The sequence below is a fragment of the Flavobacterium saccharophilum genome (genome assembly GCF_900142735.1).
GTDB lineage: Bacteria > Bacteroidota > Bacteroidia > Flavobacteriales > Flavobacteriaceae > Flavobacterium > Flavobacterium saccharophilum.
Genome location: NZ_FRBY01000005.1, coordinates 179800 through 203011 on the forward strand (window position 1 = coordinate 179800; position 23212 = coordinate 203011).

General features: G+C 34.2%; 24 protein-coding genes and 1 tRNA gene. 17 read left to right on the top strand and 8 right to left on the bottom strand.

Going from position 1 to position 23212, the window contains the following annotated elements; genetic code table 11:
• Position 1: 1 nt before the first annotated feature.
• Entirely contained in the window at positions 2 to 2917 is a 2916-nt protein-coding gene (locus BUA98_RS16515) for a glycoside hydrolase family 2 TIM barrel-domain containing protein (protein WP_072974358.1), read from the bottom strand.
• Positions 2918 to 2977: 60 nt separating this feature from the next.
• Positions 2978 to 3670 (bottom strand): RraA family protein, encoded by a 693-nt coding sequence (locus BUA98_RS16520; RefSeq protein ID WP_072974360.1) that lies wholly within the window; start codon positions 3668 to 3670, stop codon positions 2978 to 2980.
• A gap of 184 nt (positions 3671 to 3854) precedes the next feature.
• Between BUA98_RS16520 and BUA98_RS16525 the strand changes: the two genes are divergently transcribed.
• The 16 genes from BUA98_RS16525 (at position 3855) to BUA98_RS16605 (ending at position 16682) form a co-directional block, all read left to right on the top strand.
• The gene (locus tag BUA98_RS16525; protein WP_072974362.1) at positions 3855 to 4733 is read left to right on the top strand and encodes an AraC family transcriptional regulator; all 879 of its coding nucleotides are present in this window, start codon (positions 3855 to 3857) and stop codon (positions 4731 to 4733) included.
• 112 nt (positions 4734 to 4845) lie between these two features.
• Positions 4846 to 4918, top strand: a tRNA-Lys gene (locus tag BUA98_RS16530).
• Positions 4919 to 5827: 909 nt separating this feature from the next.
• Positions 5828 to 6151, top strand: a complete 324-nt coding sequence (locus BUA98_RS16540; RefSeq protein WP_072974366.1) for an ArsR/SmtB family transcription factor — start codon at positions 5828 to 5830, stop codon at positions 6149 to 6151.
• A 6-nt stretch (positions 6152 to 6157) separates the two neighbouring features.
• Positions 6158 to 6625: an SRPBCC family protein gene (locus BUA98_RS16545; RefSeq protein WP_072974368.1), complete on the top strand. Its 468-nt coding sequence runs from the start codon at positions 6158 to 6160 to the stop codon at positions 6623 to 6625.
• Positions 6626 to 6631: 6 nt separating this feature from the next.
• Entirely contained in the window at positions 6632 to 7009 is a 378-nt protein-coding gene (locus BUA98_RS16550; RefSeq protein WP_072974369.1) for a DoxX family protein, read from the top strand.
• 16 nt (positions 7010 to 7025) lie between these two features.
• Complete coding sequence (locus tag BUA98_RS16555; protein WP_072974371.1) at positions 7026 to 7601, top strand: YdeI/OmpD-associated family protein; 576 nt, start codon at positions 7026 to 7028, stop codon at positions 7599 to 7601.
• A 29-nt stretch (positions 7602 to 7630) separates the two neighbouring features.
• Positions 7631 to 8296 carry a DNA alkylation repair protein gene (locus BUA98_RS16560; protein ID WP_072974373.1) on the top strand — a complete coding sequence of 222 codons (666 nt, stop codon included), beginning with the start codon at positions 7631 to 7633 and terminating at the stop codon, positions 8294 to 8296.
• 18 nt (positions 8297 to 8314) lie between these two features.
• Entirely contained in the window at positions 8315 to 8875 is a 561-nt protein-coding gene (locus tag BUA98_RS16565; RefSeq protein WP_072974374.1) for a DUF4256 domain-containing protein, read from the top strand.
• 260 nt (positions 8876 to 9135) lie between these two features.
• A complete protein-coding gene (locus BUA98_RS16570) occupies positions 9136 to 9636 on the top strand; it encodes a tetratricopeptide repeat protein (protein ID WP_244279220.1) in 501 nt (166 codons plus the stop codon).
• 131 nt (positions 9637 to 9767) lie between these two features.
• Positions 9768 to 10730: an ion channel gene (locus BUA98_RS16575; RefSeq protein WP_072974376.1), complete on the top strand. Its 963-nt coding sequence runs from the start codon at positions 9768 to 9770 to the stop codon at positions 10728 to 10730.
• A 72-nt stretch (positions 10731 to 10802) separates the two neighbouring features.
• Positions 10803 to 11702, top strand: a complete 900-nt coding sequence (locus BUA98_RS16580) for a MerR family transcriptional regulator (protein ID WP_072974378.1) — start codon at positions 10803 to 10805, stop codon at positions 11700 to 11702.
• A gap of 37 nt (positions 11703 to 11739) precedes the next feature.
• Positions 11740 to 13206 carry a phytoene desaturase family protein gene (locus BUA98_RS16585; protein WP_072974380.1) on the top strand — a complete coding sequence of 489 codons (1467 nt, stop codon included), beginning with the start codon at positions 11740 to 11742 and terminating at the stop codon, positions 13204 to 13206.
• 5 nt (positions 13207 to 13211) lie between these two features.
• Positions 13212 to 14051: a phytoene/squalene synthase family protein gene (locus BUA98_RS16590; RefSeq protein ID WP_072974382.1), complete on the top strand. Its 840-nt coding sequence runs from the start codon at positions 13212 to 13214 to the stop codon at positions 14049 to 14051.
• Positions 14052 to 14136: 85 nt separating this feature from the next.
• Positions 14137 to 14577 (top strand): sterol desaturase family protein, encoded by a 441-nt coding sequence (locus BUA98_RS16595; RefSeq protein ID WP_072974384.1) that lies wholly within the window; start codon positions 14137 to 14139, stop codon positions 14575 to 14577.
• A gap of 138 nt (positions 14578 to 14715) precedes the next feature.
• Entirely contained in the window at positions 14716 to 15192 is a 477-nt protein-coding gene (locus tag BUA98_RS16600) for an SRPBCC family protein (RefSeq protein WP_072974385.1), read from the top strand.
• Positions 15193 to 15386: 194 nt separating this feature from the next.
• Positions 15387 to 16682, top strand: a complete 1296-nt coding sequence (locus tag BUA98_RS16605) for a cryptochrome/photolyase family protein (RefSeq protein WP_072974387.1) — start codon at positions 15387 to 15389, stop codon at positions 16680 to 16682.
• Positions 16683 to 16945: 263 nt separating this feature from the next.
• On the opposite strand, the gene BUA98_RS16610 is transcribed toward BUA98_RS16605, so the two are convergent.
• Together BUA98_RS16610 and BUA98_RS16615 are read right to left on the bottom strand one after the other, a co-directional pair.
• The gene (locus tag BUA98_RS16610; protein ID WP_072974389.1) at positions 16946 to 18250 is read right to left on the bottom strand and encodes an ABC1 kinase family protein; all 1305 of its coding nucleotides are present in this window, start codon (positions 18248 to 18250) and stop codon (positions 16946 to 16948) included.
• Entirely contained in the window at positions 18247 to 18909 is a 663-nt protein-coding gene (locus BUA98_RS16615) for a TetR family transcriptional regulator C-terminal domain-containing protein (RefSeq protein ID WP_072974391.1), read from the bottom strand. The genes BUA98_RS16610 and BUA98_RS16615 overlap by 4 nt, the downstream gene beginning before the upstream one ends.
• 96 nt (positions 18910 to 19005) lie before the next feature.
• On the opposite strand from BUA98_RS16615, the gene BUA98_RS16620 reads away from it, so the two are divergent.
• The gene (locus BUA98_RS16620; protein WP_072974393.1) at positions 19006 to 19917 is read left to right on the top strand and encodes a TIGR01777 family oxidoreductase; all 912 of its coding nucleotides are present in this window, start codon (positions 19006 to 19008) and stop codon (positions 19915 to 19917) included.
• Positions 19918 to 19919: 2 nt separating this feature from the next.
• On the opposite strand, the gene BUA98_RS16625 is transcribed toward BUA98_RS16620, so the two are convergent.
• The 4 genes from BUA98_RS16625 to rmuC all read right to left on the bottom strand — a co-directional run bounded on the left by BUA98_RS16625 (position 19920) and on the right by rmuC (position 23100).
• Positions 19920 to 20489: a YceI family protein gene (locus BUA98_RS16625; RefSeq protein WP_072974395.1), complete on the bottom strand. Its 570-nt coding sequence runs from the start codon at positions 20487 to 20489 to the stop codon at positions 19920 to 19922.
• Between the two features lie 232 nt (positions 20490 to 20721).
• Entirely contained in the window at positions 20722 to 21114 is a 393-nt protein-coding gene (locus BUA98_RS16630; RefSeq protein WP_072974397.1) for a VOC family protein, read from the bottom strand.
• A gap of 31 nt (positions 21115 to 21145) precedes the next feature.
• Positions 21146 to 21694, bottom strand: a complete 549-nt coding sequence (locus BUA98_RS16635; RefSeq protein ID WP_072974398.1) for an acyl-CoA thioesterase — start codon at positions 21692 to 21694, stop codon at positions 21146 to 21148.
• A gap of 32 nt (positions 21695 to 21726) precedes the next feature.
• Entirely contained in the window at positions 21727 to 23100 is a 1374-nt protein-coding gene (rmuC, locus tag BUA98_RS16640; protein ID WP_072974400.1) for a DNA recombination protein RmuC, read from the bottom strand.
• Between the last annotated feature and the right edge of the window lie 112 nt (positions 23101 to 23212).

The following is a 23212-nucleotide window of genomic DNA, read 5'->3' on the forward strand; positions in this document are numbered from 1 at the left end:
TTTAATTAATGGTAATAGTTAATTTTCCTTTTAGCCTTTTATTTTTAGTTTTTATTCTGCCATTGCTATGAGGAGTTCCGTAAAAAGGTTCAGATCCTGCATTGCTGTAGTCAGAAATTAACCATTGTATTTGTTCATCTTGTAACCAGCTTCTTGAGGCTTGAGTTCCATCTGAAAGTACTTTTATTGCATTTCCTGTTTTATCCTGAAGCTGTGCTGATTCAATATGTCTTTTTGTTGAGCGAAAATCATTGCTTCCTAAATCATTGGCGTCATCTTTCCAGTCTCCGGTTGGCGCAACTCCCGGTTCTTCAACTCCATTTATATGTTTTGCATTTAACATTGTCGTTCCTTCGATTCTTGCAATATCATTTTCAGGATAGATTGTAAATTCGCCTTTACGTTTCCAGCTTAACTGATCAAAGTGTTTTGGTAACTGCATTAACATTCCATACTGATACGGACTTTGATCCGTTTCACCATATTCTACTTCATAGGTTGTTTCTAATTTTCCATCAGAAGTAAACAAATAAGATTGTTTTCCTTTGACATCAATATAGGCTGTTTTCATATCGACCGCAATTCCTTTTTCGGTTTGTTTGACTGTTAGATCTGTTGCAAACAAAGTGTAAAGCGGATAATTTTTTACCGGATAAATATTATTCTGATACGTTTCGCCGGCGACATTCGGTTTTCCGCCATCTTCATCATTCATCGGTACAAAACAAAAAACCGGTCCTTGTGTTGCTAACGTTTGATTGTTCTTTGTAATATTGGTGACGATTCCTGTTACTTTATTAATCAAATAACTGACTTCTCCTTGTTTTACTGTTATCGCCGATTCACTCTCAGAGAATGAAAGTGCTACTTTTCGATCTTCTAATTTAGTTAAAATCTTGTTCTCATATTGTTCTTCGTCAACAATTGTCCCATTTGAATTGGTAAACGAAATATAAAATCCTGTTGTTTTTTTATCCAGAGGAACTCTAATAATGCCTTCTCCTCTTGCCGGAATAACAGAAGAAATCAATTTAGAACCACCATTTGCTTTTACTTCAATTTTAATTTCTTTAAGTGACGTGAAATCGAATCGATTCTCAACGCTTAATTCTACGAAACCTTTTGCTATTGTTCCCCAATTTACATTCGTAATTCTTATTGGAGAATAAGCTTTTTTCATACCGTAATATTCTGGTTTGGGTCTGCGCCATGCATCTAGCGGTCCCCATGGTCCATAACCTACGATTCTTCCATCGGGCATATGAAAAATATCATCAATACCACTCCATATGGCACCGCCTAAATTTCCTTTATGTTTATAAATAGAATCGTAAAATTGCACAAGCGGTTCATTGTAAGCACTTCTAACTCCCGGATCACTTAATAGTTCTCTACGATTGTAAGTCGATAAATGGGCATATTCTCCAAACAATGTTGGTCTTGACATGGTGTCTGTTGCTTTTGGTCCATTGATCCCCGGATAATGATAATTGGCTACATCGGCTTTGCTGCCTGCATTGTTAAAACCTCCCCAACATTGATCGTGAAAACTTGTAGGTCTCGATGGATCCATCTCTTTGACAATCTTATTTACTTTTTCCCAAAGCGGACTCCATTTGGATTCATTTCCTAATGACCAAATAATAATAGAGGGATGATTACGTCCTGCTAATACATTATCCATATTGGCTCTTACCATAAAAGGAAGGAATTTTTCATCCGTATAACTCCACAATTTCCATATTGGCGATGCATGGTGCTGAATCCAGGTCAATGAAGCTTCACTTTCTACAAATAAACCTAATTCATCTGCCGCGTTCAAAAACTCTTCAGAAGGAGGATAATGTGAAGTACGTATGTAATTGCAATTGGCTGCTTTAAATAATTCCGCATCGGTTCGATCCAAAGTCGGTGAAATGCTTCGCCCGGTTAATGGATGAACAGAATGACGGTTTACACCATGTAATTTGATTGCTTTTCCGTTAACAAAAAACTGATTTCCTTTAATAACGATTTGACGAAATCCTACTTTTTGCTCATTGGTTTGCTTCTTATTATTATTGACAAATAATTCAGTTTGTAGTTTATATAAATAGGGATGCTCAGGATCCCAATGTTTTGGAGATTTTATTACTAAAACTGTTTCAATATCAGCCGTAGTATTTGCAGTGATTTTTTTTACTGCTGAGGTCTTTTTTGCCACTACTTTTCCGGTTGCATCAAAAAGAGTAAATTGAAAATACGCCTCTTCAGAAGCTGATAAAGTACTCGTTACAGCATTTGTGATGGTCAGGGAAGCGTTATTATAAGAAGCATCAAAAACAGTATTGTTATTTGCTTCAGCAATATAAATTGGAGCAACCGCAAACAAAGTTACTTTTCTCAAAAGTCCGCCAACCGTATGGCAGGCATATTGAGAAGTACACGCCAATCGGTCACTAACGGTTAAAGCCTGAACCTCAACCTCCAGAATATCTTCTTTATAAGTTAATTGCTTCGTGATATCAACCTCAAAAGGAACAAAACTTCCCTCATGTTCGCCGACCGTTTTTCCGTTTACTTTAACCAAAGCATGAGAACTTACAGCATCAAACCTGATTTTAATTTGGTTGCCTTTCCAATTGGCCGGAATAGCGAGCTTTTTAGTATATAAAGCCGTTTGTCCTTCTTTTACGCTGTATCCCTGCATTTCCCATTCTCCAGGTACCTCAATCTTTTTTGCCTTTTGAGTTTGTTCTTTTATGTCAAAATCCCAACTGCCATTTAGAGATACTATAGGCGAAGAAACATCAGCAACAGCAGCAGGAAATGGTGTAAGGACAGGAACTTCAAAATTCTGAATGCTTTTTGTTTGCGCAGCTGCGGGACAGATAAAAGCAAACCAGCATAAAAAGGTTATTATTGTTATTTTTTTCATTTTGGTGAATTGATGTTTTATAAAGACTTAAATACAAGTCAAAAATTCAGTTTCAAAAATTTACATGATACCGTATTTGTCAAAAGCTTCTTTGGTACTCATTCCTTCCAATATCTTCTTCTGAACCATTTTTTCGCCTCTTGCTTTTTCAATAGAAAGACGGAATACTTCTTCTTCAACTGCTCTTGGAACTACACAAACACCGTCTATATCGCCAATAATAATATCTCCCGAATTAATTCGGACACCTTTTATTTCTATTGGTACTCTAAAGTCAATTACTTTTCCACGCGGCGCCTGATCCTGGGCGTATCTTCCATAAGAAAAAGAAGGAAATTTTAGTTCTAGTATTCCTCTGGTATCTCTCGAATAACCGTCTACAACTGCACCGGCTGCCCCTAATATTTGTGCACGTGTTGCCATCAGCTCTCCCCATAAAGCATAAGATGGCGAAGAACCGGTACAGATGTAAACTTCATTTTTTTTCAAATCGTCCAATGCTTCTAACATCAATCCGAAAGGTTTATTTAAAACCGGATTATTACTACTGGAATCTGAAACAACATCTGCTTCTAATACGGTCATGGCGCGACCTATAATGAACATATCATCCTGCAAAGGCTGTATTTGTGGTGGCAGAAATTGGTTTAACAAACCTAATTTATCCATAACATCTCCTACTACTGCAGTATAAAGTTCATTACGCACAATATCAAAAAGCTCATCGTCGTTCTTCCAAAATATAGTTTCCATTACCCTCGAATTTTTATTTAATTAATTACTGATTAAAACATAAGTCAAAACTACGCTATAACCTTTTTCTCTATTTACACTAACTTAACTAATACTTAAACTATTTTAATCATTTTAAGTTTCCGTAAAACAATTATGTGTAATATTGTTTAAGTTAAGTTTAATCATCAACTATGAATACAAGATGAAAGCGATATTAATTGAGTTACCTAAGCAAAATTCGTCTTTGGTTAGTGTCAAAAAAGTAAAAGAACATGACTTTGATGCCACTTTGCACTTTCATGATTTTTGCGAATTAAGTTTTGTTAAAAAAAGCAGTGGAAAAAGAATTATTGGAGATAGTATCACCAATTTTTCTGATGGAGATTTAGTACTAATGAGTCCGAACTTACCTCATATGTGGTATGAAGACGTGCCAAATAATCAACACAATAGAAATAAATCTGTTGAAGCTATTGTGATTTATTTTCCAATTAATTTCTATGAAAAACTGTGCACGGAGCCCGAGGATTTATCTAAGAAAAAGAGTCTTTTTGAAAAAGCAGAAAGAGGCATGCGCTTTACCGGAAAAACCAGAACAAAAATAACCAAGCACTTAGAAAAAATGACAACGACTGAAGGGCTTCAACGAATAATTGAATTTCTTAAGATCGTAAATATTATGCTCAATACTGATGAATATGAGCTGCTTGCCGGTTTAGGATATTTCCATTCCTATAATGAAAAAGACACCGAAAGAATGAATCAGGTGTATAAATACATTATGATGAATTTTACCAAACCCATTTCATTAGAAACGATTGCATCTGTCGCCCACATGACACCGCCGGCATTTTGCAGTTTCTTTAAAAAAAGAGCCCAAAAATCATTTACCCGTTTTTTAAACGAATTAAGAACAGGACATGCCTGTAAACTTTTGCAAAATGAAAAGCTATCTGTATCTGATGTATGCTATGAAAGTGGTTATCAGAATTTTGTGAATTTCAACAAGCATTTTAAGCAAATCACAGGAAAAACGCCAAGTACGTATAGAAAAGAATTTGCTACGATTCGAAATTTCTAATAAACAGTGAGTTAAAAAAAAACTACTATTCTCAAGCTTTTTTAATTAAATTTATTGGGAATTACCAAAAAAAACTTACTATCTTTGCACCCCCATTCAAGAATGGAATAATGACTCGATAGCTCAGTTGGTAGAGCACATCACTTTTAATGATGGGGTCCTGGGTTCGAGCCCCAGTCGGGTCACAAAAGGTTGAGTAATTTATTTTACTCAACCTTTTTTCATTTTAGGTCATGTAGAGAAATGGTCGATTCAGGATCCCCTAAAACCTGTGAAGAGAAAAAAAATTACCACGGAGAACGCAAAGTTTTTTAAATATTCTAAGTTTAGTAAAAACACAAAGTTCACAAAGCTTTGCGGACTTTGATTGTGTAAGCACAACTTAAATACTAGTGAACTCTGCGAAAATCTTTGTGTTCTCTGCGTTAAAAAATAATTAAGATGTACGAAATTTTCAATGTTTCCCAACAACATCTAGCGTTGATTCTAAAAGATCCTGCATTTCTATTTGATTTTAAAAACATAAACTCAGCATTTTAATATTTCTCCACAACAATATGTATTGATCCCTAAAACCTGTGGAGAGAAAAAAAATTACCACGGAGAACGCAAAGTTTTTTAAATATTCTAAGTTTAGTAAAAACACAAAGTTCACAAAGCTTTGCGGACTTTGATTGTGTAAGCACAACTTAAATACTAGTGAACTCTGCGAAAATCTTTGTGTTCTCTGCGTTAAAAAATAATTAAGATGCATGAAATTTTCAATATTCTCCAACGATATCTAGCGTTGATTTTAGAAGAGTCCGGAATTTCTATTTGATTTTAAAAATATAGACTCAGCATTTTAATATTTCTCCACAATATATATTAATCCTTGAAATACCCATGATTTTATTACTTCCAGGCACAAATAATCATCAGAAAACGATCTAATTTTTCAAAGTTTTCAATTACTATATCTTTCCAGTTCTCCTTTCCAGTCATCAAAAACAATGGCTTTTCCTCTAAAAAACAATCAATTACAAAAAAAAATACTTCAAAATATTTGCGTAGCCAAATAACTTCATATACATTTGTAGCCAAATAACTTCATAATGAATTTAAGACGAGATGTATTTCAGGCCATAGCCGATCCGACGAGAAGAGCTATTTTACTTTTGGTGACTTCGCATTCGATGACAGCCGGAGCGATAGCATCCAATTTTGACACAGCAAGACCAACCGTTTCCAAACATTTAAAAATTCTGACCGAATGTGAATTGCTTCAGCAAACACAAAATGGCCGGGAAGTACATTACACTATAAATGCGGAAAGAATGAGAGAAGTTGCTGAATTTATTGAACCTTTCATAAAAATGTGGGATGACAGATTCAATAAACTTGAAGATATCATGAAAAACTATAAACCAGAAAACTAAACCAATATGGAATTAAAAACGAAAATAAATGCCGAAGACGGAAAACAGGAACTCGTCATTACAAGAGATTTCGACTTGCCTGTTTCTTTACTTTTCAAAGCGTATATAGAACCCGGAATTGTAGAGCAATGGATGGGAACCAAAGTGTTAAAACTGGAAAATAAAAAACACGGCGGCTATCAATTTGAAACTAGTGATACAAAAGGAAATGTAGTACTACAGATCAACGGTGCCATCCATGAGTACATTCCAAACCAAAAAATTACCCGAACCTTTGAAATGGAAAATTCCCCATTTGCAGTGCAATTAGAGTTTCTGGAATTTGAAGCACTCACAGAAAACACCAGCAAACTGACCATGCAAATTGTTTACAAATCAAATGCATTAAGAGATCAAATGATGCAGCTTCCGTTTAAACAAGGCATCAATATGGCACACAACAGACTTCAGGAAATAGTAAATAAATTAAAATAAAATATCATGACAAAGAGAAACAAAATTATATACTGGGTTGCCACACTATGGCTGGCATTAGGAATGACTGCAACGGGAATCGTGCAGATATTACAAATAAAAGAAGAAGTAGATATGATGGCACATTTAGGCTATCCACTTTATTTTCTGGTTATATTAGGGGTTTGGAAATTGTTAGGCGTTATCGCAATACTAATTCCGAAATTCCCGTTACTAAAAGAATGGGCTTATGCCGGTTTCTTCTTCGCGATGTCGGGTGCTATTGTATCACACTTTGCCAAAGGCGACGATGCTATTGCTTATTTTGGTCCAACTTTATTGCTTGTTTTAACTGTTCTTTCCTGGTATTTTAGACCTGCAGAGAGAAAAACAATTTCGGTTTAATCTAAAAATAATCAAAATGAATCCTAAAGTTGATTTTTATTTTAAAGACAAAAAGTGGCAGGAAGAATTGGAACAACTAAGAAAGATTGCGCTTGATTGTCAATTAACGGAAGAACTAAAATGGGGCACTCCCTGTTATACGCACCAAAAAAAGAATATTGTTTTAATACACGACTTTAAAGAATATTGTGCCTTTTTATTTTTTAAAGGCTCTTTATTAAAAGATACGGAAGGAATTCTGATTCAGCAATCTGAGAATGTTCAGGCAGCAAGACAAATCAGATTTACTAATCTTAAAGAAATTACCGAGCAAAAAAACATTTTAAAAGCCTACATCTACGAAGCCATTGAAATTGAAAAAGCAGGTTTGAAGGTCGAATTAAAAAAGACCTCAGAATTTCCGGTTTCAGAAGAATTTCAAAAGCAATTAGATGCAGATTCTAAACTAAAAAAAGCTTTCGAAGTCCTAACTCCAGGACGTCAAAGAGGTTATTTATTGCATTTTTCTCAACCAAAACAAGCCCAAACCCGAGAAGCAAGAGTAGAGAAAGCTATTCCGAATATTCTTAACGGAAAAGGATTAAACGATTAATTATCTTTACAATACAAAACGAAATCAAAATGAAGGTAAAAGAAATATTAGCACAATTTGAAGTATTAGGCGACGAAAGAATGCGTGCCCAAAATAAGAAACGCGGAGCTGGAGACAATCAGTTTGGTGTTAAAATGGGCGATATTCGAAATATAGCCAAAAAGATAAAAACCAATCATGAACTGGCACTTGAACTTTGGGATACCGGAAATGTTGAAGCCCGATTTTTAGCCACTTTAATTATCGATCCAAAAAAACTTTCCAACGATGAAATTGCCAGAATAGTTTCTTCAGAGAAATTCACTCACATTGCCGATTGGTTCTATTCTTATGTCATAAAAGAATACGCAGACAAAGAAACATTACGCCAAAAATGGATGCATACAGCTGATGTTATGCAGGCGCGTGCTGGCTGGAGCCTTACCACCGGTTGCGTAACCCGCACTCCCGAATTAGTCGACATACCAGCGCTTCTTGATCGAATAGAAAACGAAATGCCTACAGCAGCGCCAGAAGTACAATGGACCATGAATAGCACCTTGGCACAAATCGGAATTAATCATCCGGAGTATCGCGAGCGTGCTCTTAGTATTGGAGAAAAATTAGGCATTTATAGAGATTACCCAACTTCTAAAGGCTGCACCTCACCTTTCGCACCCATCTGGATTAACGAAATGGTTCGCAGACAAAAATAACCACACAAATAAAACATCATGAGCAAAAATAACTTATCACCAGAACATCAGGAAGAAATCATCAGCATCCTGAAAACGCGTTTTGAAAAAAATAAAACACGCCATGAAGGTATTGAATGGAATAAAGTTCAGGAGAAATTAGAAGCAAATCCAACAAAACTCTGGTCTCTTCTTGAAATGGAAAAAACCGACGGCGAACCAGATGTTGTGGGTTATGACAAAAACACAAATGAATATATTTTTTTCGATTGTGTAGCCGAAAGTCCAAAAGGCCGCAGAAGTCTTTGTTACGATCGTAAAGCGCTGAATTCAAGAAAAGAGCACAAACCTAAAAACAGCGCCATCGATATGGCAGAGGAAATGGGTATCGAAATCCTGACAGAAGAACAGTACAGAGCATTACATGAATTAGGAAATTTTGACACCAAAACTTCAAGCTGGATTGCTACAACTCCGGAAGTTCGCAAATTAGGTGGCGCGTTATTTTCAGATTTCCGTTATGGCAGAACCTTTGTGTATCATAATGGTGCCGAATCTTATTACGCAGCAAGAGGTTTTCGCGGCTGTTTAAAGGTTTAGGATTATTTAGGAGCTAATCCAGCTATCCGCTTGTATCTTTTCCTTGCTAAAGGAGCAAGAAAAAGGATACCGCTCCTATCTGGGCTAGGGCACTCATTTTCATAACAGGTTTATTTTAAAAAAAAGCCATGATTACATTCGGGAATTAATATTTTAAATTTAATTACCATTTTTTCACAAAAGAATTTCTCTTACAAAATAAAACTTTCATAAATTCGTCTCAGAATTAATTAACCTACTAACTAATCCCAAATTGGTTTATGAAAAAATTATTACTGCTATCATTTATTATGATCAGCTGCTCAACCTGGGCACAATCTGCAACGGCCTATTTTGACAAAGCCATGAAAAAGGCAGAAGCCGGTAACACAAAAGGAGCCATCGCTGATTACACAAAAGCAATCAACATGGATCCCAAATTCGTCGAAGCGTATCAAAACAGAGGTGTGGCCAAATACAATCTCAATGATTTAAAAGGGGCTCTTGCCGATTTTAACAAAACACTTGAATTAAACGACATGAATACTGATGCTTACACAGGAAGAGCCAATGTCAATTACAAATTAATGAACTTTAAGGAAACCATTGCAGATTGTACTTCATCACTCGAATTAAATCCAAAAGATTATGTTGCATACAACTTAAGAGGATTGGCCTATAATAAAATTGGAGACAAAAAGAATTGCTGCAAAGATTTCTCTAAAGCTATTGAATTAGGGAGTCAGAGCGCCAAAAAAAACAAAGCAACGTTTTGTAAATAAAACAAAAAATAGCTGACAATAATCAAAAAGCAATCAGTAAAAAAACTTTTTACTGATTGCTTTTCTGTTTAAAACCGATACCATTTTCATATAAAAGATATCCTTACATTTGCTCTTTAAACCAACCTTGAATGGCACTTCTTAAAAAAATAAACAACCAGGCTCAAACTGATAAAAATTCAGGATTCGGAACCAATGCAAACAGTTACGGCGGTAGATTTGTAAACAAAAACGGAACCCCAAATATCGAAAAAAGAGGAATGAATATCCTTCGTCGCATCAGTTGGTACCATACCATGATCGACATGCCCAATTGGAAATTCATGCTTATTTTATTTAGTTTCTATATTGCGATTAATTTTGTTTTTGCTGTTATTTATTACGCAATTGGAATTGAACATCTTGACGGAATTGCACCAACACAAAGTGCATTAATACAATTTGGACAGGCTTATTTTTTTAGTGCGCAAACTTTTACAACCGTAGGTTACGGACATATTAGTCCGAGTGGTTTTTTAACCAGTGCGTTATCTGCTGCAGAAGCTTTGATTGGTTTATTAAGTTTTGCTATTGCTACAGGTCTATTCTTTGGAAGATTTAGTAAACCGACCGCTTTTTTAAAATTCTCTCACAATGCTCTCATCTCTCCCTATGGAGAAGGCAAAGGATTAATGATTCGACTTGTGCCTTTTAAAAACACCAATTTTACAGATGCAAAAGCAAAATTAACGCTCGGAATGAGCATTGAAGAAAATGGCGAACGAACAAACAAATTTTACACTTTAGATTTAGAACTTGACAGAATTAATGCCTTATCTTTAAGCTGGACCTTAGTGCATCCTATAACAGAAAACAGTCCGCTATATAATTTTACAGAAGAAGATTTCAAAAAAATCCATGGCGAAATTTTAGTTTTCATTACCACATTCGATGATATGTACAGTAACACCGTGGCAGCCAGAACATCTTATACTTTTAGCGAAGTTATTTATGGCGCAAAATTCGTTACCATGTACAACAGAAGTAAAGATGGCTCCAAAACAATCTTGTATTTAGACAAATTAAATCAGTATGATACTACAAACTTCTCATAATCTATCATTTTAATCAGGTTTTAAATGTAATCTCAGATTTTATTCTATTTTTGTTTATCCAAAATAGTAATAATGATAAACAACATAAAGACCGTTTTTAGCATAAAAGACCTTGAAAATTTATCAGGAATAAAAGCCCATACCATTCGTATTTGGGAGAAAAGATATAACATTCTTGAACCCATGAGAACTGATACCAATATCAGACTTTATAATGTACATAATTTACAAAAACTATTAAACATAACCCTATTACACGAATACGGTTATAAAATATCTAAGATTGCCACTTATCCGGAGGAGAAAATTCCACAGATGGTGCGTGAAATCATTTCAAAGAAGAATTCTCAAAATTACGCTATCACATCTTTTAAGATGGCGATGATGAATTTTGACCAGGAATTATTCTTCACCACCTTTGACTGGCTTATTTCAGAAAAAACATTTAGCGAAGTTTTCAAAGATCATTTCCTTCCTTTATTAAAAGAACTGGGATTATTATGGCAATCTGAAACCATTAGTCCGGCAAATGAACATTTTATATCTCATTTGATTAAACAAAAGATTTTAATTTATACTGAGAGCCTTCAAATCCTAAAACCAACAAAAACAGATCGTGTTTTTGTTCTTTCGTTACCCCTAAATGAAATTCACCAACTCGGACTATTGTATATTCAATATGAAATTCTTTTGAAAGGATACAAGTGTATTTATTTAGGAGAAAGTATGCCAATTGAAAACTTACAGGATCTTACCCGATATTTTGAAAATATTACGTTTGTCTCTTTCATGACCGTTCAGCCTGATCGCAGCGTAATAAATCAATATGTAAAATCAATGGGGCAAAAATTACTGGAGAAAAACAACGAAATCTGGCTTATGGGCAGTATGATAGAACACATTGACGAGAGTGTTTTACCAGAAAGAATAAAACTTTTCTACTCAATGGACGAGACTCTGGCAAGAATATAATTGTTTTGTTTAAAGTTTTTGTATATTTGTTAAACAAATGACAAAAACTATCGCAATAATAGGTTCAGGCTTCTCTTCGTTAGCCGCTTCTTGTTACCTGGCACAACAAGGTAACAAAGTAATTATTTATGAAAAAAACGAATCTATAGGCGGCCGCGCAAGACAATTTAAAAAAGACGGCTTTACCTTCGATATGGGGCCAAGCTGGTACTGGATGCCAGATGTTTTTGAAAAATTCTTCAGCGATTTCAACAAAAAAACATCTGATTATTATGAACTCATCAAACTAAATCCAGCGTACCGTGTTTATTTTGGAATAAATGATTTCGTCAATATCTATGATAATCTTGAAGCAATAAAAACCACTTTTGAAACCATCGAAAAAGGAAGCGGATCAAAACTGGAAGCTTTTATCAATCAGGCCAAAAGCAATTACGATATTGCCATAAAAGATTTGGTTTATCGCCCGGGAATTTCTCCTTTAGAATTGATTACACCACAAACTGCCTTAAAATTAAATCAGTTTTTTAGTAATGTAAGTAGTGATATTCGGAAGAAATTTAAAAACGAGCGATTAATTCAGATTCTCGAATTTCCCGTTTTATTCTTAGGTGCCAAACCAACCAAAACACCTTCCTTTTATAATTTTATGAATTATGCCGATTTTGGTTTAGGAACATGGCATCCTAAAACCGGAATGTTTGATGTCGTTCGCGGCATTGAAAAACTAGCGACTGAACTAGGAGTTACAATCGAAACAAACGCATCAATTGAAAAAATTATAGTTGAAAACAAAACCGCAACCGGAATCATAATTAACGGAAAAATAATAAAAGCCGATATCATTTTAAGTGGTGCCGATTACCAGCATACTGAAACCTTACTCGACGAAGTACATCGCAGCTATTCAGAACAATATTGGGAAAGCCGTGTTTTTGCACCTTCCTCTCTTTTGTTTTTCGTTGGTTTCAATAAAAAAATAGAGAATATTACACATCATGCTTTATTTTTTGATGTTGATTTTAATCAGCATGCAGCTGACATTTATGATCAACCAAAATGGCCGGAAGCTCCATTATTCTATGCTAATTTCCCATCAAAAACCGATGCATCTGCAGCCCCTGAAGGAATGGAAAGCGGCTTCTTTTTAATTCCGTTAGCGCCGGGAATTAAAGATACGGAAGAGCTTCGTGAAGAATATTTCGAAAAAATAATCACTCGTTTTGAGCAACTTACGCAGCAAAAAATCAAAAATAACATTATATTTAAGAGATCTTTTTGCAAAAACGACTTTGTAACAGATTACAATGCTTACAAAGGAAACGCCTACGGAATGGCCAATACACTTTTGCAGACCGCTTTTTTAAGGCCAAAACTAAAAAGTAAAAAAGTTCGTAATTTATATTTTACAGGACAATTAACCGTTCCTGGCCCGGGAGTTCCGCCCGCCTTAATTTCGGGAAAATTAGTAGCTGAATTAATTCACCAATCTCTAAGATCGTAAAAAAAATGAAATCACTATTTGACAGCGTATCCATAAAATGCAGTAAGTTGGTTACACAACATTATAGCACCTCATTTTCCCTGGCGGTCAAAATGTTGTCGCCAAGCATTCGCGATGCAATTTACAGTATATATGGTTTTGTTCGTTTTGCCGATGAAATTGTCGATTCTTTTCACGATTATGAAAAGGAATACTTAATTGACGATTTTGAAAAAGAATATTACAAAGCCATACAATTGGGTATCAGCCTTAACCCTATTTTAAATTCATTTCAGCATACCGTAAAACAATATAATATAACGGATGATTTAGTTCAGGCGTTTCTTAAAAGCATGAAACTAGACTTGATAAAATCAACTTACAACACACAAACAGAATATGAAGATTACATTTACGGTTCTGCGGACGTTGTTGGTTTAATGTGCCTAAAGGTTTTTGTAAAGGGAAACAATCAAAAATACGAGCAATTGAAATACGAAGCAATGCGATTGGGTTCTGCTTTTCAGAAAGTGAATTTCCTCAGGGATTTAAAAGATGACAATTTAGTTTTAAACCGAAACTATTTTCCCGGAGTCGATTTAAAATCTTTCGACGAAAATGCTAAAACAGCCATCATCAAAGAAATCGAAGAAGATTTTAGAATTGCCTATCAGGGAATTGTAAAACTTCCGATGGAAGCAAAATTTGGTGTGTATACGGCTTACATTTATTACAAAAAGCTATTACAGAAACTCAAAAACACGCCGTATTATGAAATTGGAAATTCCAGAATAAGAGTTTCAAACTACACAAAAGCCGGACTTTTAGCCCAATCTTTTGTAACTTACAAACTAAAATTAGTCTGATAATTTATAGAGTCAATCTTTTATATTTTCAAGTTAAAATTTCAGTCATTTTAATTGCAACTTTAATATTTCAACAAATAAAAAAATGATTTCTTTCTTAATCTTTTTAGGTGTTTTTCTGTTCATGGAATGTGTTACCTGGCTTACGCACAAATACGTGATGCACGGATTAATGTGGTATTTTCATGCCGATCATCACCAACCCAAATACGAAAACACTTTTGAACGCAATGATATTTTCTTTGTCATTTTTGCCGTTCCGAGTATCATCCTATTTTATTTTGGAGTTCAGGGCGGATTCAATTATTTATTTTTCATTGCCTGTGGTGTAACTTTATATGGAGTTTGTTATTTCTTAATTCATGATGTTTTGATTCATCAGCGTTTTAAATGGTTTAAAAACACCAAAAACAAATACCTCATCGGGTTACGAAAAGCACATAAAATTCACCATAAGCATTTAGGAAAAGAAGAAGGAGAATGTTTCGGAATGTTATTCGTTCCTTTTAAATATTATAAAATGTAAAGATTTTGGGCGTTCCCCAAGGGTCGGGCTTTTCGTTCCCGCTTTTTTATGTCTGGCAAAAAGGCCAGCCACAAAAAGAGCTCCACTGCAATCCCTAACGCAATCATATCTTAAGAACTATCTGTAATAACCGATTTTATGAAAGTATACAAAATAGAAACCGTTCAACATGTAAACGCAAGTGTCGAAGAATGTTGGGATTTCTTTTCAAGTCCAAAAAACCTTCAAACCATTACCCTTGATAATATGAGTTTTGAAATTCAGGATTTTGATGGTAAACGAATGTATCCCGGCCAAATTATTACGTATACTTTAAAGCCGCTTTTAGGTATTAAAATTAATTGGGTTACGATCATTACAGTTTCAAAAGAAAATCAATATTTTATAGACGAGCAGCGTTTTGGCCCTTATTCTTTATGGCATCACAAACATTTTTTTGAACCAACAGAAGACGGAACAAAAATGACTGACATCGTGCATTATGCCCTTCCATTAGGGTTCTTAGGCCGTATAATGAATAAACTGGTTGTGAAAAGCAAACTGAAAACCATTTTTCAGTATCGATATAATAAAATTGAAGCACTATTCAATTCAAAAGTATTGGTTGAAAATTAAATCGATTAATATGTAAACACATAGAAACATAGTTTTCTTTCGCTAGAAAAGGCGTTTCACTCGCATATAAATACATAGCACTATGTGTGAGAGAATTAGTTTTCTTAAAAAATTCCTTTTTATAAAATTAAAATCTATGTTTCTATGTGTTTAAAAATATGCGAAACAAAAAATTCCTTTCAGTATAGAATAAAATGACAAAACAAAAAATTACCCTTTTCTGGTTTAGACGTGATTTGCGTTTAGAAGACAATACCGGATTATTTCATGCTTTGCAATCAGATTTTCCTGTAATACCATTATTCATTTTTGATGATGATATTTTAGAGAATCTTCCTAAAAATGATGCGCGGGTAAGTTTTATTTATGACTCACTTCAAAAAATAAACGAACAGCTTCAGACAATTGATTCTTCCATTTTAATCAAAAAAGGCAAAACTATTGAAGTCTGGAAATCACTTTTAGACCAATATGATATTCAACACGTTTTTTTTAATAAAGACTACGAACCGTTTGCCATTAAACGTGATTTAGCAATTTCTTCCTTATTAGAAGAAAATTCTATAGAAGTCCTTTCCTTTAAAGATCATGTAATTTTTGAAGAAAAAGAAATCACAAAAGCAGATGGGCTTCCTTATACAGTTTATACACCCTATAAAAATAAATGGCTGGAGAAATACCATCTTTCTGAACAAGCTCCTGAATATGATACAAAACCATTTTTCTCCACTTTTGCAAAAAATCAATTTATATTTCGAGAATTAAGCGAAATAGGTTTTGAAAAAAGCGCGATAAAAGTCCTTCCTCATAACTTAACACAAATTGGAAATTATAAAGAAACCCGTGATTTTCCGGCTTTAGACAGTACTTCTTATCTTTCACCACATTTACGTTTTGGAACCGTTAGTATTCGAAAACTCGTAAATTGGGCCAACCGAAAAAATCAAACTTTTTTGAGTGAATTAATCTGGAGAGAATTCTTCATCCAAATTCTTTTTAATTTTCCAAATTGTGTTAATCACAATTTCAAATCAGCTTACGATGGCATTCAGTGGAGAAACAACGAAGAAGATTTTAAACGCTGGTGTTCCGGAACTACCGGTTACCCGATGGTCGATGCCGGAATGCGTCAATTGAATGAAACCGGATACATGCACAATCGTGTTCGTATGGTGGTTGCCAGTTTTTTATGCAAACATTTACTCATAAACTGGCAATGGGGCGAAGCTTATTTTGCAGAGAAATTACTAGATTTTGAATTGGCTTCCAATGTCGGGAACTGGCAATGGGCCGCCGGAACGGGTTGTGACGCCGCACCGTATTTCAGAGTTTTTAATCCTGAAATCCAACAAAAGAAATTTGACGAAAAAGGAATCTACATTCGAAAATGGATTCCCGAATTTGATTTGGGTTATAATGAACCCATGATTGATCATGCTTTTGCGAGAGATAGGGCAATTGCAACATATAAAGCCGGAATTTTGAAATAAGTTTTTTTGTTTCAGGTTTCCAGTTTAAAGTTTCAGGTTTCAAGTTTCAAGTTTCAGGTTTAACCGCAAAGGCCGCAAAGCATTTACGCAAGGAACGCAAAGTTATATTCTCAGAGCTTTGTGAACTTAATAAAGATAAATGTAAACACATTGCTCAAAAATCTTCGCGAACTTTGCGTTACATTACCCGCAAAGGTCGCAAAGAGATTATAACGCAATCTTGTCAACTTGAAACTTGAAACCTGAAACAAAAAAAACTTTTTTTAATATTTCAAATAATTCGTAACCACAATTTTCGCTTTCAAATCAAACATTAAATTATACAAACCAAAGAAAGTTCGATTCATATAAATAAAGTGCTTAGAACCGCGGTTTCCGTTCATTTTTTTGAGAGCAGTATCATTGGAGAAACGCTCTCCTAATTTAGCAATGCTTTCGAAAAAGCTTTCATCGGCAAAATCGAAAGTCTCGTCTTTAAAAGGTTTTGTAAAAAGGGATAACAAATCATGAAACATCTCTGTAAAATATTCTATTTCTGAAGGCGTATCATCTGGACGTAAAATTTCTAATTCAAATAATTTCTGATTGAAAAGTGCAGGATCTGTAATTACATTTTTATTGATCAACTCAAAATAAGGCACATAAAAATCTTGAGGGATTTGTTTCATACAGCCAAAATCTAAGGCAATCAATTGATTTTGATCGTTCACTAAAAAGTTCCCGGGATGCGGATCTGCATGTACTTTTTTCAAAACATGAATTTGATACATATAGAAATCCCAAAGTGCCTGACCCAGTTTATCCCCTACTTCCTGATCTGTATTTTTAGCGGTAAACTCCGAAAGATGAATTCCGGTCATCCAATCCATCGTGATGATTTTCTCTGATGAAAACTCAGGATAATAATTCGGGAAAAGAATATTTTCAATTTTACTGCAGGCTTTAACAACTTCCTGACTTTGTTTTAATTCTAATAAATAATTGGTTTCTTCAATCAGTTTATCTTCAACTTCCTTAAAATATTTGTCAGAGTCTTTCCCTTGCAAATTAAACATTCTGATCGCAATAGGCTTCACCAAAGCCAAATCTGAAGAAATACTGTTTGCAACGCCCGGATATTGAATTTTAACCGCCAACTTTTTATCATTTTTCTTAGCCAAATGTACCTGACCAATACTTGCAGCATTTACCGAATTGGCATTGAATTCGTCAAAAATTTCATAGGGAGTTTTACCGAAATTCGTTTTAAATGTCTTTAAAACCAGCGGTGCCGAAAGTGGCGGAACAGAAAATTGCGATAAAGAAAATTTCTCCACATAAGCCTGAGGCAAAAAGTTTTTGTCCATACTTAACATTTGAGCGACTTTCAGTGCACTTCCTTTCAGGCTTTTTAAACCATCGTAAATATCCTCGGCATTATTTTCATTTAATTTATCTCTTGTTAAATCTGGATTCACCATTTTTTCGGCGTAATGCTTAACATAATTTACACCTATTTTTGCTCCGGTCTGCACCAGTTTTCCAGCTCTTTCTATTTTTGATGTTGGTATATAATCGATTGTTTTCATTGTTTGCTGTATATTTTTTCTTTGAATAGAAATTTTCCAAAATCTATCAAATGATTTAGTGGCGCTACATTCATCAATTCGAATGATGCATTAACTGACTTTTCGATAAAAATATCTGTTTTCTCAAAAGCAGCAGATTCATCGTCCATCCAGAATTTTATTGTCATCATCAATTGTAACCAGGCACTTTCCTGAATTCCTTTTTCCTGAAATTTCTGAAATTTTTCCTGCTCCAATCTGTAATCGTCTGTCAGGATTTCAGCGACATATTCTTTAAACGATTCACGAAGTGATGTAAGTTGTACTAAATTTTTTAATGGATTTCTGTCTAGTTTTAATGATTGTAAAACATAACTTCTGTTAGCTGTCAGAATTTCGAAGAAAGTGAAATAGAAACTCAACATTTTATTCTTCATATCATATTCCTGATAATCTGAATTTTTGTGGAGCAAATCAATTGTATTGACTAAAAAGAGTCTGAATATCTCTTTTTCTAAGCCTTCCAGTGTTCCAAAAAAAGCATAAAATTCCGTTTCTGTAAAATCATTTTCTTTGGCAAAATGATAAACTGATTTTGGCTTTTGTCCCTTTTCTAAAACTTCATTCATGTACAGTGAAACGATATCTTCTTTGCTGATTATCTTCTTTTTAGTAGCCATTTCATTTAAATTTAGAATTTGCCTTAAAGGTAAGGAATGTTTAAGTACCTTTACTTATCGTTAAACAATATGCACTGTTAAATATATTATAATATAATGGCTAAGAATGTTTTACTTACTGGCGGAACTGGATTTATCGGCAAGCATCTTACAGATGTTCTTATCGAAAATGGTTTTACGGTTTCTATTTTAAGCCGTTCGAGCAGAGAAAATACACCATCAATTACCTACTATAAATGGAATCTAAAAGATAATTTTATTGAGAAAGATGCCATTCTGAATGCTGATTATATTATTCATTTGGCAGGTGAAGGAATTGTAGAGAAACGATGGACTAAAAACCGTAAAAAAGCAATTTTAGAAAGTCGCACAAAACCGATTGAACTTATATTTTCTGCTTTAAAAGAAAACAAGAAAACTTTAGACGCTTTTATTTCGGCCTCTGCGGTTGGCATTTACGGTGCTATCACAGGTCCTGAAATTTGCACGGAAAATACACCACCAACAAATGATTTTTTAGGCACAACCTGTCAGCAATGGGAAAATGCTGCTGATCAAATTACTTCATTAGGAATACGGACTGTAAAAATACGGACTGGAATTGTTCTGGGAAAAGACGAAGGATTTCTAAAAAAAATTGCACCTGGTTTTAAAGCCGGTTTTGGTGCCATTTTAGGTTCCGGAAAACAATATTTACCATGGATACATGTAGAAGATTTGTGCCAGATCTACTTAAAAGCAATAGTTGACAATAATATGCAGGGAGCCTACAATGCCACCATAACCGATAATACTACAAATGCAACCCTGTCAAGAATTCTGGCTAACTTATATGGATATTCCATTTGGATTCCTAATATACCAGAGTTTCTTATCAAGCTTGCATTAGGTGAAATGAGTATTGTTGTTTTGGAAGGACAAAGAATTTCCTCTGAAAAAATACAAAAAGCAGGTTTCGAATTTCAACATACAGATATTGAAGCAACGCTCTCTACCAGCCTGTCCTGATTTTATTTCAAAGTCACCAGAAAAGCGTCTTCATTTCGTATCACTCCAATTAAATCTGTATTGGCCGTTTGTGAAATTTTCTCGGCAATTCTATTTGGTATTTGAATATTAAAATCAGATACAGCAATTGGAAAATCAGAATGAATCTGGATTCCCTCGTTTACTTTTTTCAAATAAGCTTTCACTTCGATTTCTTTTGATTTACCACGAACAGTCAATTTACCCTTTATTGTATATTCTTTTTCAGTTTCATTAATGTCTTTCAAATCAAATTTGGCAATTTTACCTTTAAAAACGGCTTTAGGATAGCGATTACTTTCCATATAGTTGTCATTAAAATGTTCTTGCATTAAGTCCAGTTTAAAACGAAAATCTTTGACAACAACGGTGCAGATGAAAACGCTTGTTTTAGGTTCCAAAACAATCGCAACAGATCTATTTACTGCTTTTACTTCCTCAAATAAAGGTACTGAAGCCTCAAAATTTACAGTTGCCGTATTGGTTGTAAATTTTTCCTGAGCAAATAAAGAAAATGCAGAAAAAAGCAAAATTAATAATGTAGTTCTTTTCATAATCGTCATCAATTAAACAATTATGTCATTCGGTTTTTTTAGTAGGATTAACTAAAAAAAGAATCTGATTTTTTAAAAATCGAATGGCAATACTCCGTGAAATTTTAGTAACTTATCTATATACTTAAAGTTACGAAATTTTCAAGCTATTAGTTGCTGCAATATGCTAAATATTTGTGAAATGTTTTTGTGGTGTAAATGTGAAATAATGTTTGTGAAATGCTTTTTTAAACTATTTCATTTCAGTACAAATCTCCACTAAAAACCCATCTAAATCCCTAACATAAGCTACAATTTGCCCCCAAGGTTTTGCAGTTGGTTCCTTTATTAGTACAGCTCCAAATGAAGTTGCTTTTTGTACCAGTTCCGGAACATCATCTGTAATAAAGCCAATTTCAATAGCAAAAGGTTTATTGTCTAAGTTACTTTCAACAAAACCATCCTTTAAATTTTCGCCTGCCAGTTTCTTTGACGCAAACGAAAGTGTAGTTTCACCCGTGATTAATTCACCATAATCATTGCCGGGTGCGATAAATTTTCTTGAAAAACCAAATACATTTTCATAAAATACAATCGACTCTTCTACATTTTCAACATATAAAATTGTATATCCAAATTTTACCATTTTGATCAGATTAAAATTAAATTTTTACTTTTTAACTAATTTCTAAAAGAACATTATATTTATCTAAACTTGCCAAATCTTCAATCGAATTTACTTTTGCAATTTTTTCATGCTCCTGAAATTCTTTTTTCGCTTCATTATGTTTAATTGCTTTTCTAAAACGACGAACCTCCTCTAAATTGGATAATATAAGTCCGGGAACCTGAACGCTATTTCCTTCTTTATCTTTAGCAACCATTGTAAAATAAGAAGAATTACAATGTTTAACCGCTCCTGTCTGGATATTTTCTGCTTCAACACGAATACCAACAACCATCGAACTTCTTCCCACATAATTAACGGAGGCTTTCATGGTAACCAATTCTCCCACTTCAATTGGTTTTAAAAAATTCACTGTATCAACCGAAGCTGTCACACAATAGTTTCCGGAAAATTTTGATGCCGAAGCAAAAGCAATCTGATCCAGTAATTGAAGAATATAACCTCCATGAATTTTTCCGCTAAAGTTGGTGTGAGAAGGCAACATTAATTCGGAAATACTTATTTTCGATGAAGAAACGGGTTTGAAATCTGCAGTCATATAATTGTGGTATTATTTAGTAGGTAAATGTTTTAGTTTAGTAGTTGATTTTCATCTGTATTAGAGGCTCTGGCAATAATATTTTCGGGAAGCGACTTCTTGGCTTTCGCTCCCATTTTCTTTAATTTTTCGACACTCGAAATTAAATTTCCTTTTCCGTCTACCAATTTATTCATGGCACTGTCGTATTCATTTTTGGTATCTTTTATTTTGTTTCCAATTCGAACCAAATCGGCAACAAAACCTTCAAATTTATCGTATAAAGCTCCTGCTTGTCTGGCAATTTCAAAAGCATTTTCCTGCTGTTTTTGGTTTGCCCACATACTGTCGATCGTTCTTAAAGTTGCCAGTAAAGTACTTGGCGTTACAATTACAATATTTCGGTCAAATGCTTTATTGTATAAGGCTGAATCTTCATTTAATGCAATTGCAAATGCCGGTTCTATCGGAATAAAAAGCAAAACAAAATCGGGGCTTTCAATTTGATACAAATCGTGATAATTTTTATTTCCGAGTTGTTCTACGTGCCTTCTAATGGAATTGACGTGTTCTTTCAAATAATCAATTTTCAGAATTTCAGATTCTTCATTGATCCATTTTTCATAGGCTACCAAAGAAACTTTAGAATCGACAATCATTTTCTTGCCATCAGGCAAATTGATCACCACATCAGGAAAAACACGAGCTCCTTCGCTGTTGGTAAAACTTTGCTGTACTTCGTACTCTCGTCCTTTTTCTAAACCTGATTTTTCTAAAACACGTTCCAAAACCAGTTCTCCCCAATTGCCCTGCATCTTACTATCCCCTTTTAAGGCTTTGGTCAGATTCAGCGTTTCCTTGCTCATTTGTGCGTTCATCTCGCTTAACCCAACAATTTGCTGACGCAAGGCCGCGTGATAATCAATGCTTTCTTTGTGCGTTTGTTCGACCTTTTTCTCAAAACCCTGAATTTTATCCTGCAGTGGCAACAAGATATTCTTCATGTTCACACTGTTTTGTTCTGTGAATTTAGCCGATTTTTCTTCAAGGATTTTATTGGCTAAATTTTCAAATTCTTTGGTGAATTTTTCCTGAAGTTCTGTAATCTCTGCTTTTTGTTCTTTATGACGTTCCCACAAATTTTCGAAATCTACCTCTTTTTTAGAAAGCTGAATTGCCAGACTATCCTTTTCAGTTCGGATCGTTTCTTTTTCTGTATTATTTAATTGAAGTAGTTTTTCAAAATTTCTTTTTTCATTTTCAAAATTATCTTTCTGCAACTGCAATTGATTGATATTGGCATTTAATCTTTCTTCTAAACTAATCTTTTCTGATTGAAATTTAGCCGAAAAAAGTATTCTTCCTAAATAAATCCCCAGAAATAATGCGATAATAAAAGCCAATAAAAACGGAAGAAAATCAAACATAACTTAGTTCTTTTTTACGTAAAAGTACGCAATAATACGTAGTACTTACTTTTTAAAATTAAAATTTCACGAATTATTACCAATCTCAAATTAAATAAACATTCAAAAAAAA

Excerpts from the sequence above, each read along its gene's own strand:
- BUA98_RS16515 (WP_072974358.1), bottom strand. The coding sequence starts at position 2,917 with ATGAAAAAAATAACAATAATAACCTTTTTATGCTGGTTTGCTTTTATC.
- BUA98_RS16520 (WP_072974360.1), bottom strand. The coding sequence starts at position 3,670 with ATGGAAACTATATTTTGGAAGAACGACGATGAGCTTTTTGATATTGTG.
- BUA98_RS16525 (WP_072974362.1), top strand. The coding sequence starts at position 3,855 with ATGAAAGCGATATTAATTGAGTTACCTAAGCAAAATTCGTCTTTGGTT.
- BUA98_RS16540 (WP_072974366.1), top strand. The coding sequence starts at position 5,828 with ATGAATTTAAGACGAGATGTATTTCAGGCCATAGCCGATCCGACGAGA.
- BUA98_RS16545 (WP_072974368.1), top strand. The coding sequence starts at position 6,158 with ATGGAATTAAAAACGAAAATAAATGCCGAAGACGGAAAACAGGAACTC.
- BUA98_RS16550 (WP_072974369.1), top strand. The coding sequence starts at position 6,632 with ATGACAAAGAGAAACAAAATTATATACTGGGTTGCCACACTATGGCTG.
- BUA98_RS16555 (WP_072974371.1), top strand. The coding sequence starts at position 7,026 with ATGAATCCTAAAGTTGATTTTTATTTTAAAGACAAAAAGTGGCAGGAA.
- BUA98_RS16560 (WP_072974373.1), top strand. The coding sequence starts at position 7,631 with ATGAAGGTAAAAGAAATATTAGCACAATTTGAAGTATTAGGCGACGAA.
- BUA98_RS16565 (WP_072974374.1), top strand. The coding sequence starts at position 8,315 with ATGAGCAAAAATAACTTATCACCAGAACATCAGGAAGAAATCATCAGC.
- BUA98_RS16570 (WP_244279220.1), top strand. The coding sequence starts at position 9,136 with ATGAAAAAATTATTACTGCTATCATTTATTATGATCAGCTGCTCAACC.
- BUA98_RS16575 (WP_072974376.1), top strand. The coding sequence starts at position 9,768 with ATGGCACTTCTTAAAAAAATAAACAACCAGGCTCAAACTGATAAAAAT.
- BUA98_RS16580 (WP_072974378.1), top strand. The coding sequence starts at position 10,803 with ATGATAAACAACATAAAGACCGTTTTTAGCATAAAAGACCTTGAAAAT.
- BUA98_RS16585 (WP_072974380.1), top strand. The coding sequence starts at position 11,740 with ATGACAAAAACTATCGCAATAATAGGTTCAGGCTTCTCTTCGTTAGCC.
- BUA98_RS16590 (WP_072974382.1), top strand. The coding sequence starts at position 13,212 with ATGAAATCACTATTTGACAGCGTATCCATAAAATGCAGTAAGTTGGTT.
- BUA98_RS16595 (WP_072974384.1), top strand. The coding sequence starts at position 14,137 with ATGATTTCTTTCTTAATCTTTTTAGGTGTTTTTCTGTTCATGGAATGT.
- BUA98_RS16600 (WP_072974385.1), top strand. The coding sequence starts at position 14,716 with ATGAAAGTATACAAAATAGAAACCGTTCAACATGTAAACGCAAGTGTC.
- BUA98_RS16605 (WP_072974387.1), top strand. The coding sequence starts at position 15,387 with ATGACAAAACAAAAAATTACCCTTTTCTGGTTTAGACGTGATTTGCGT.
- BUA98_RS16610 (WP_072974389.1), bottom strand. The coding sequence starts at position 18,250 with ATGAAAACAATCGATTATATACCAACATCAAAAATAGAAAGAGCTGGA.
- BUA98_RS16615 (WP_072974391.1), bottom strand. The coding sequence starts at position 18,909 with ATGGCTACTAAAAAGAAGATAATCAGCAAAGAAGATATCGTTTCACTG.
- BUA98_RS16620 (WP_072974393.1), top strand. The coding sequence starts at position 19,006 with ATGGCTAAGAATGTTTTACTTACTGGCGGAACTGGATTTATCGGCAAG.
- BUA98_RS16625 (WP_072974395.1), bottom strand. The coding sequence starts at position 20,489 with ATGAAAAGAACTACATTATTAATTTTGCTTTTTTCTGCATTTTCTTTA.
- BUA98_RS16630 (WP_072974397.1), bottom strand. The coding sequence starts at position 21,114 with ATGGTAAAATTTGGATATACAATTTTATATGTTGAAAATGTAGAAGAG.
- BUA98_RS16635 (WP_072974398.1), bottom strand. The coding sequence starts at position 21,694 with ATGACTGCAGATTTCAAACCCGTTTCTTCATCGAAAATAAGTATTTCC.
- rmuC (WP_072974400.1), bottom strand. The coding sequence starts at position 23,100 with ATGTTTGATTTTCTTCCGTTTTTATTGGCTTTTATTATCGCATTATTT.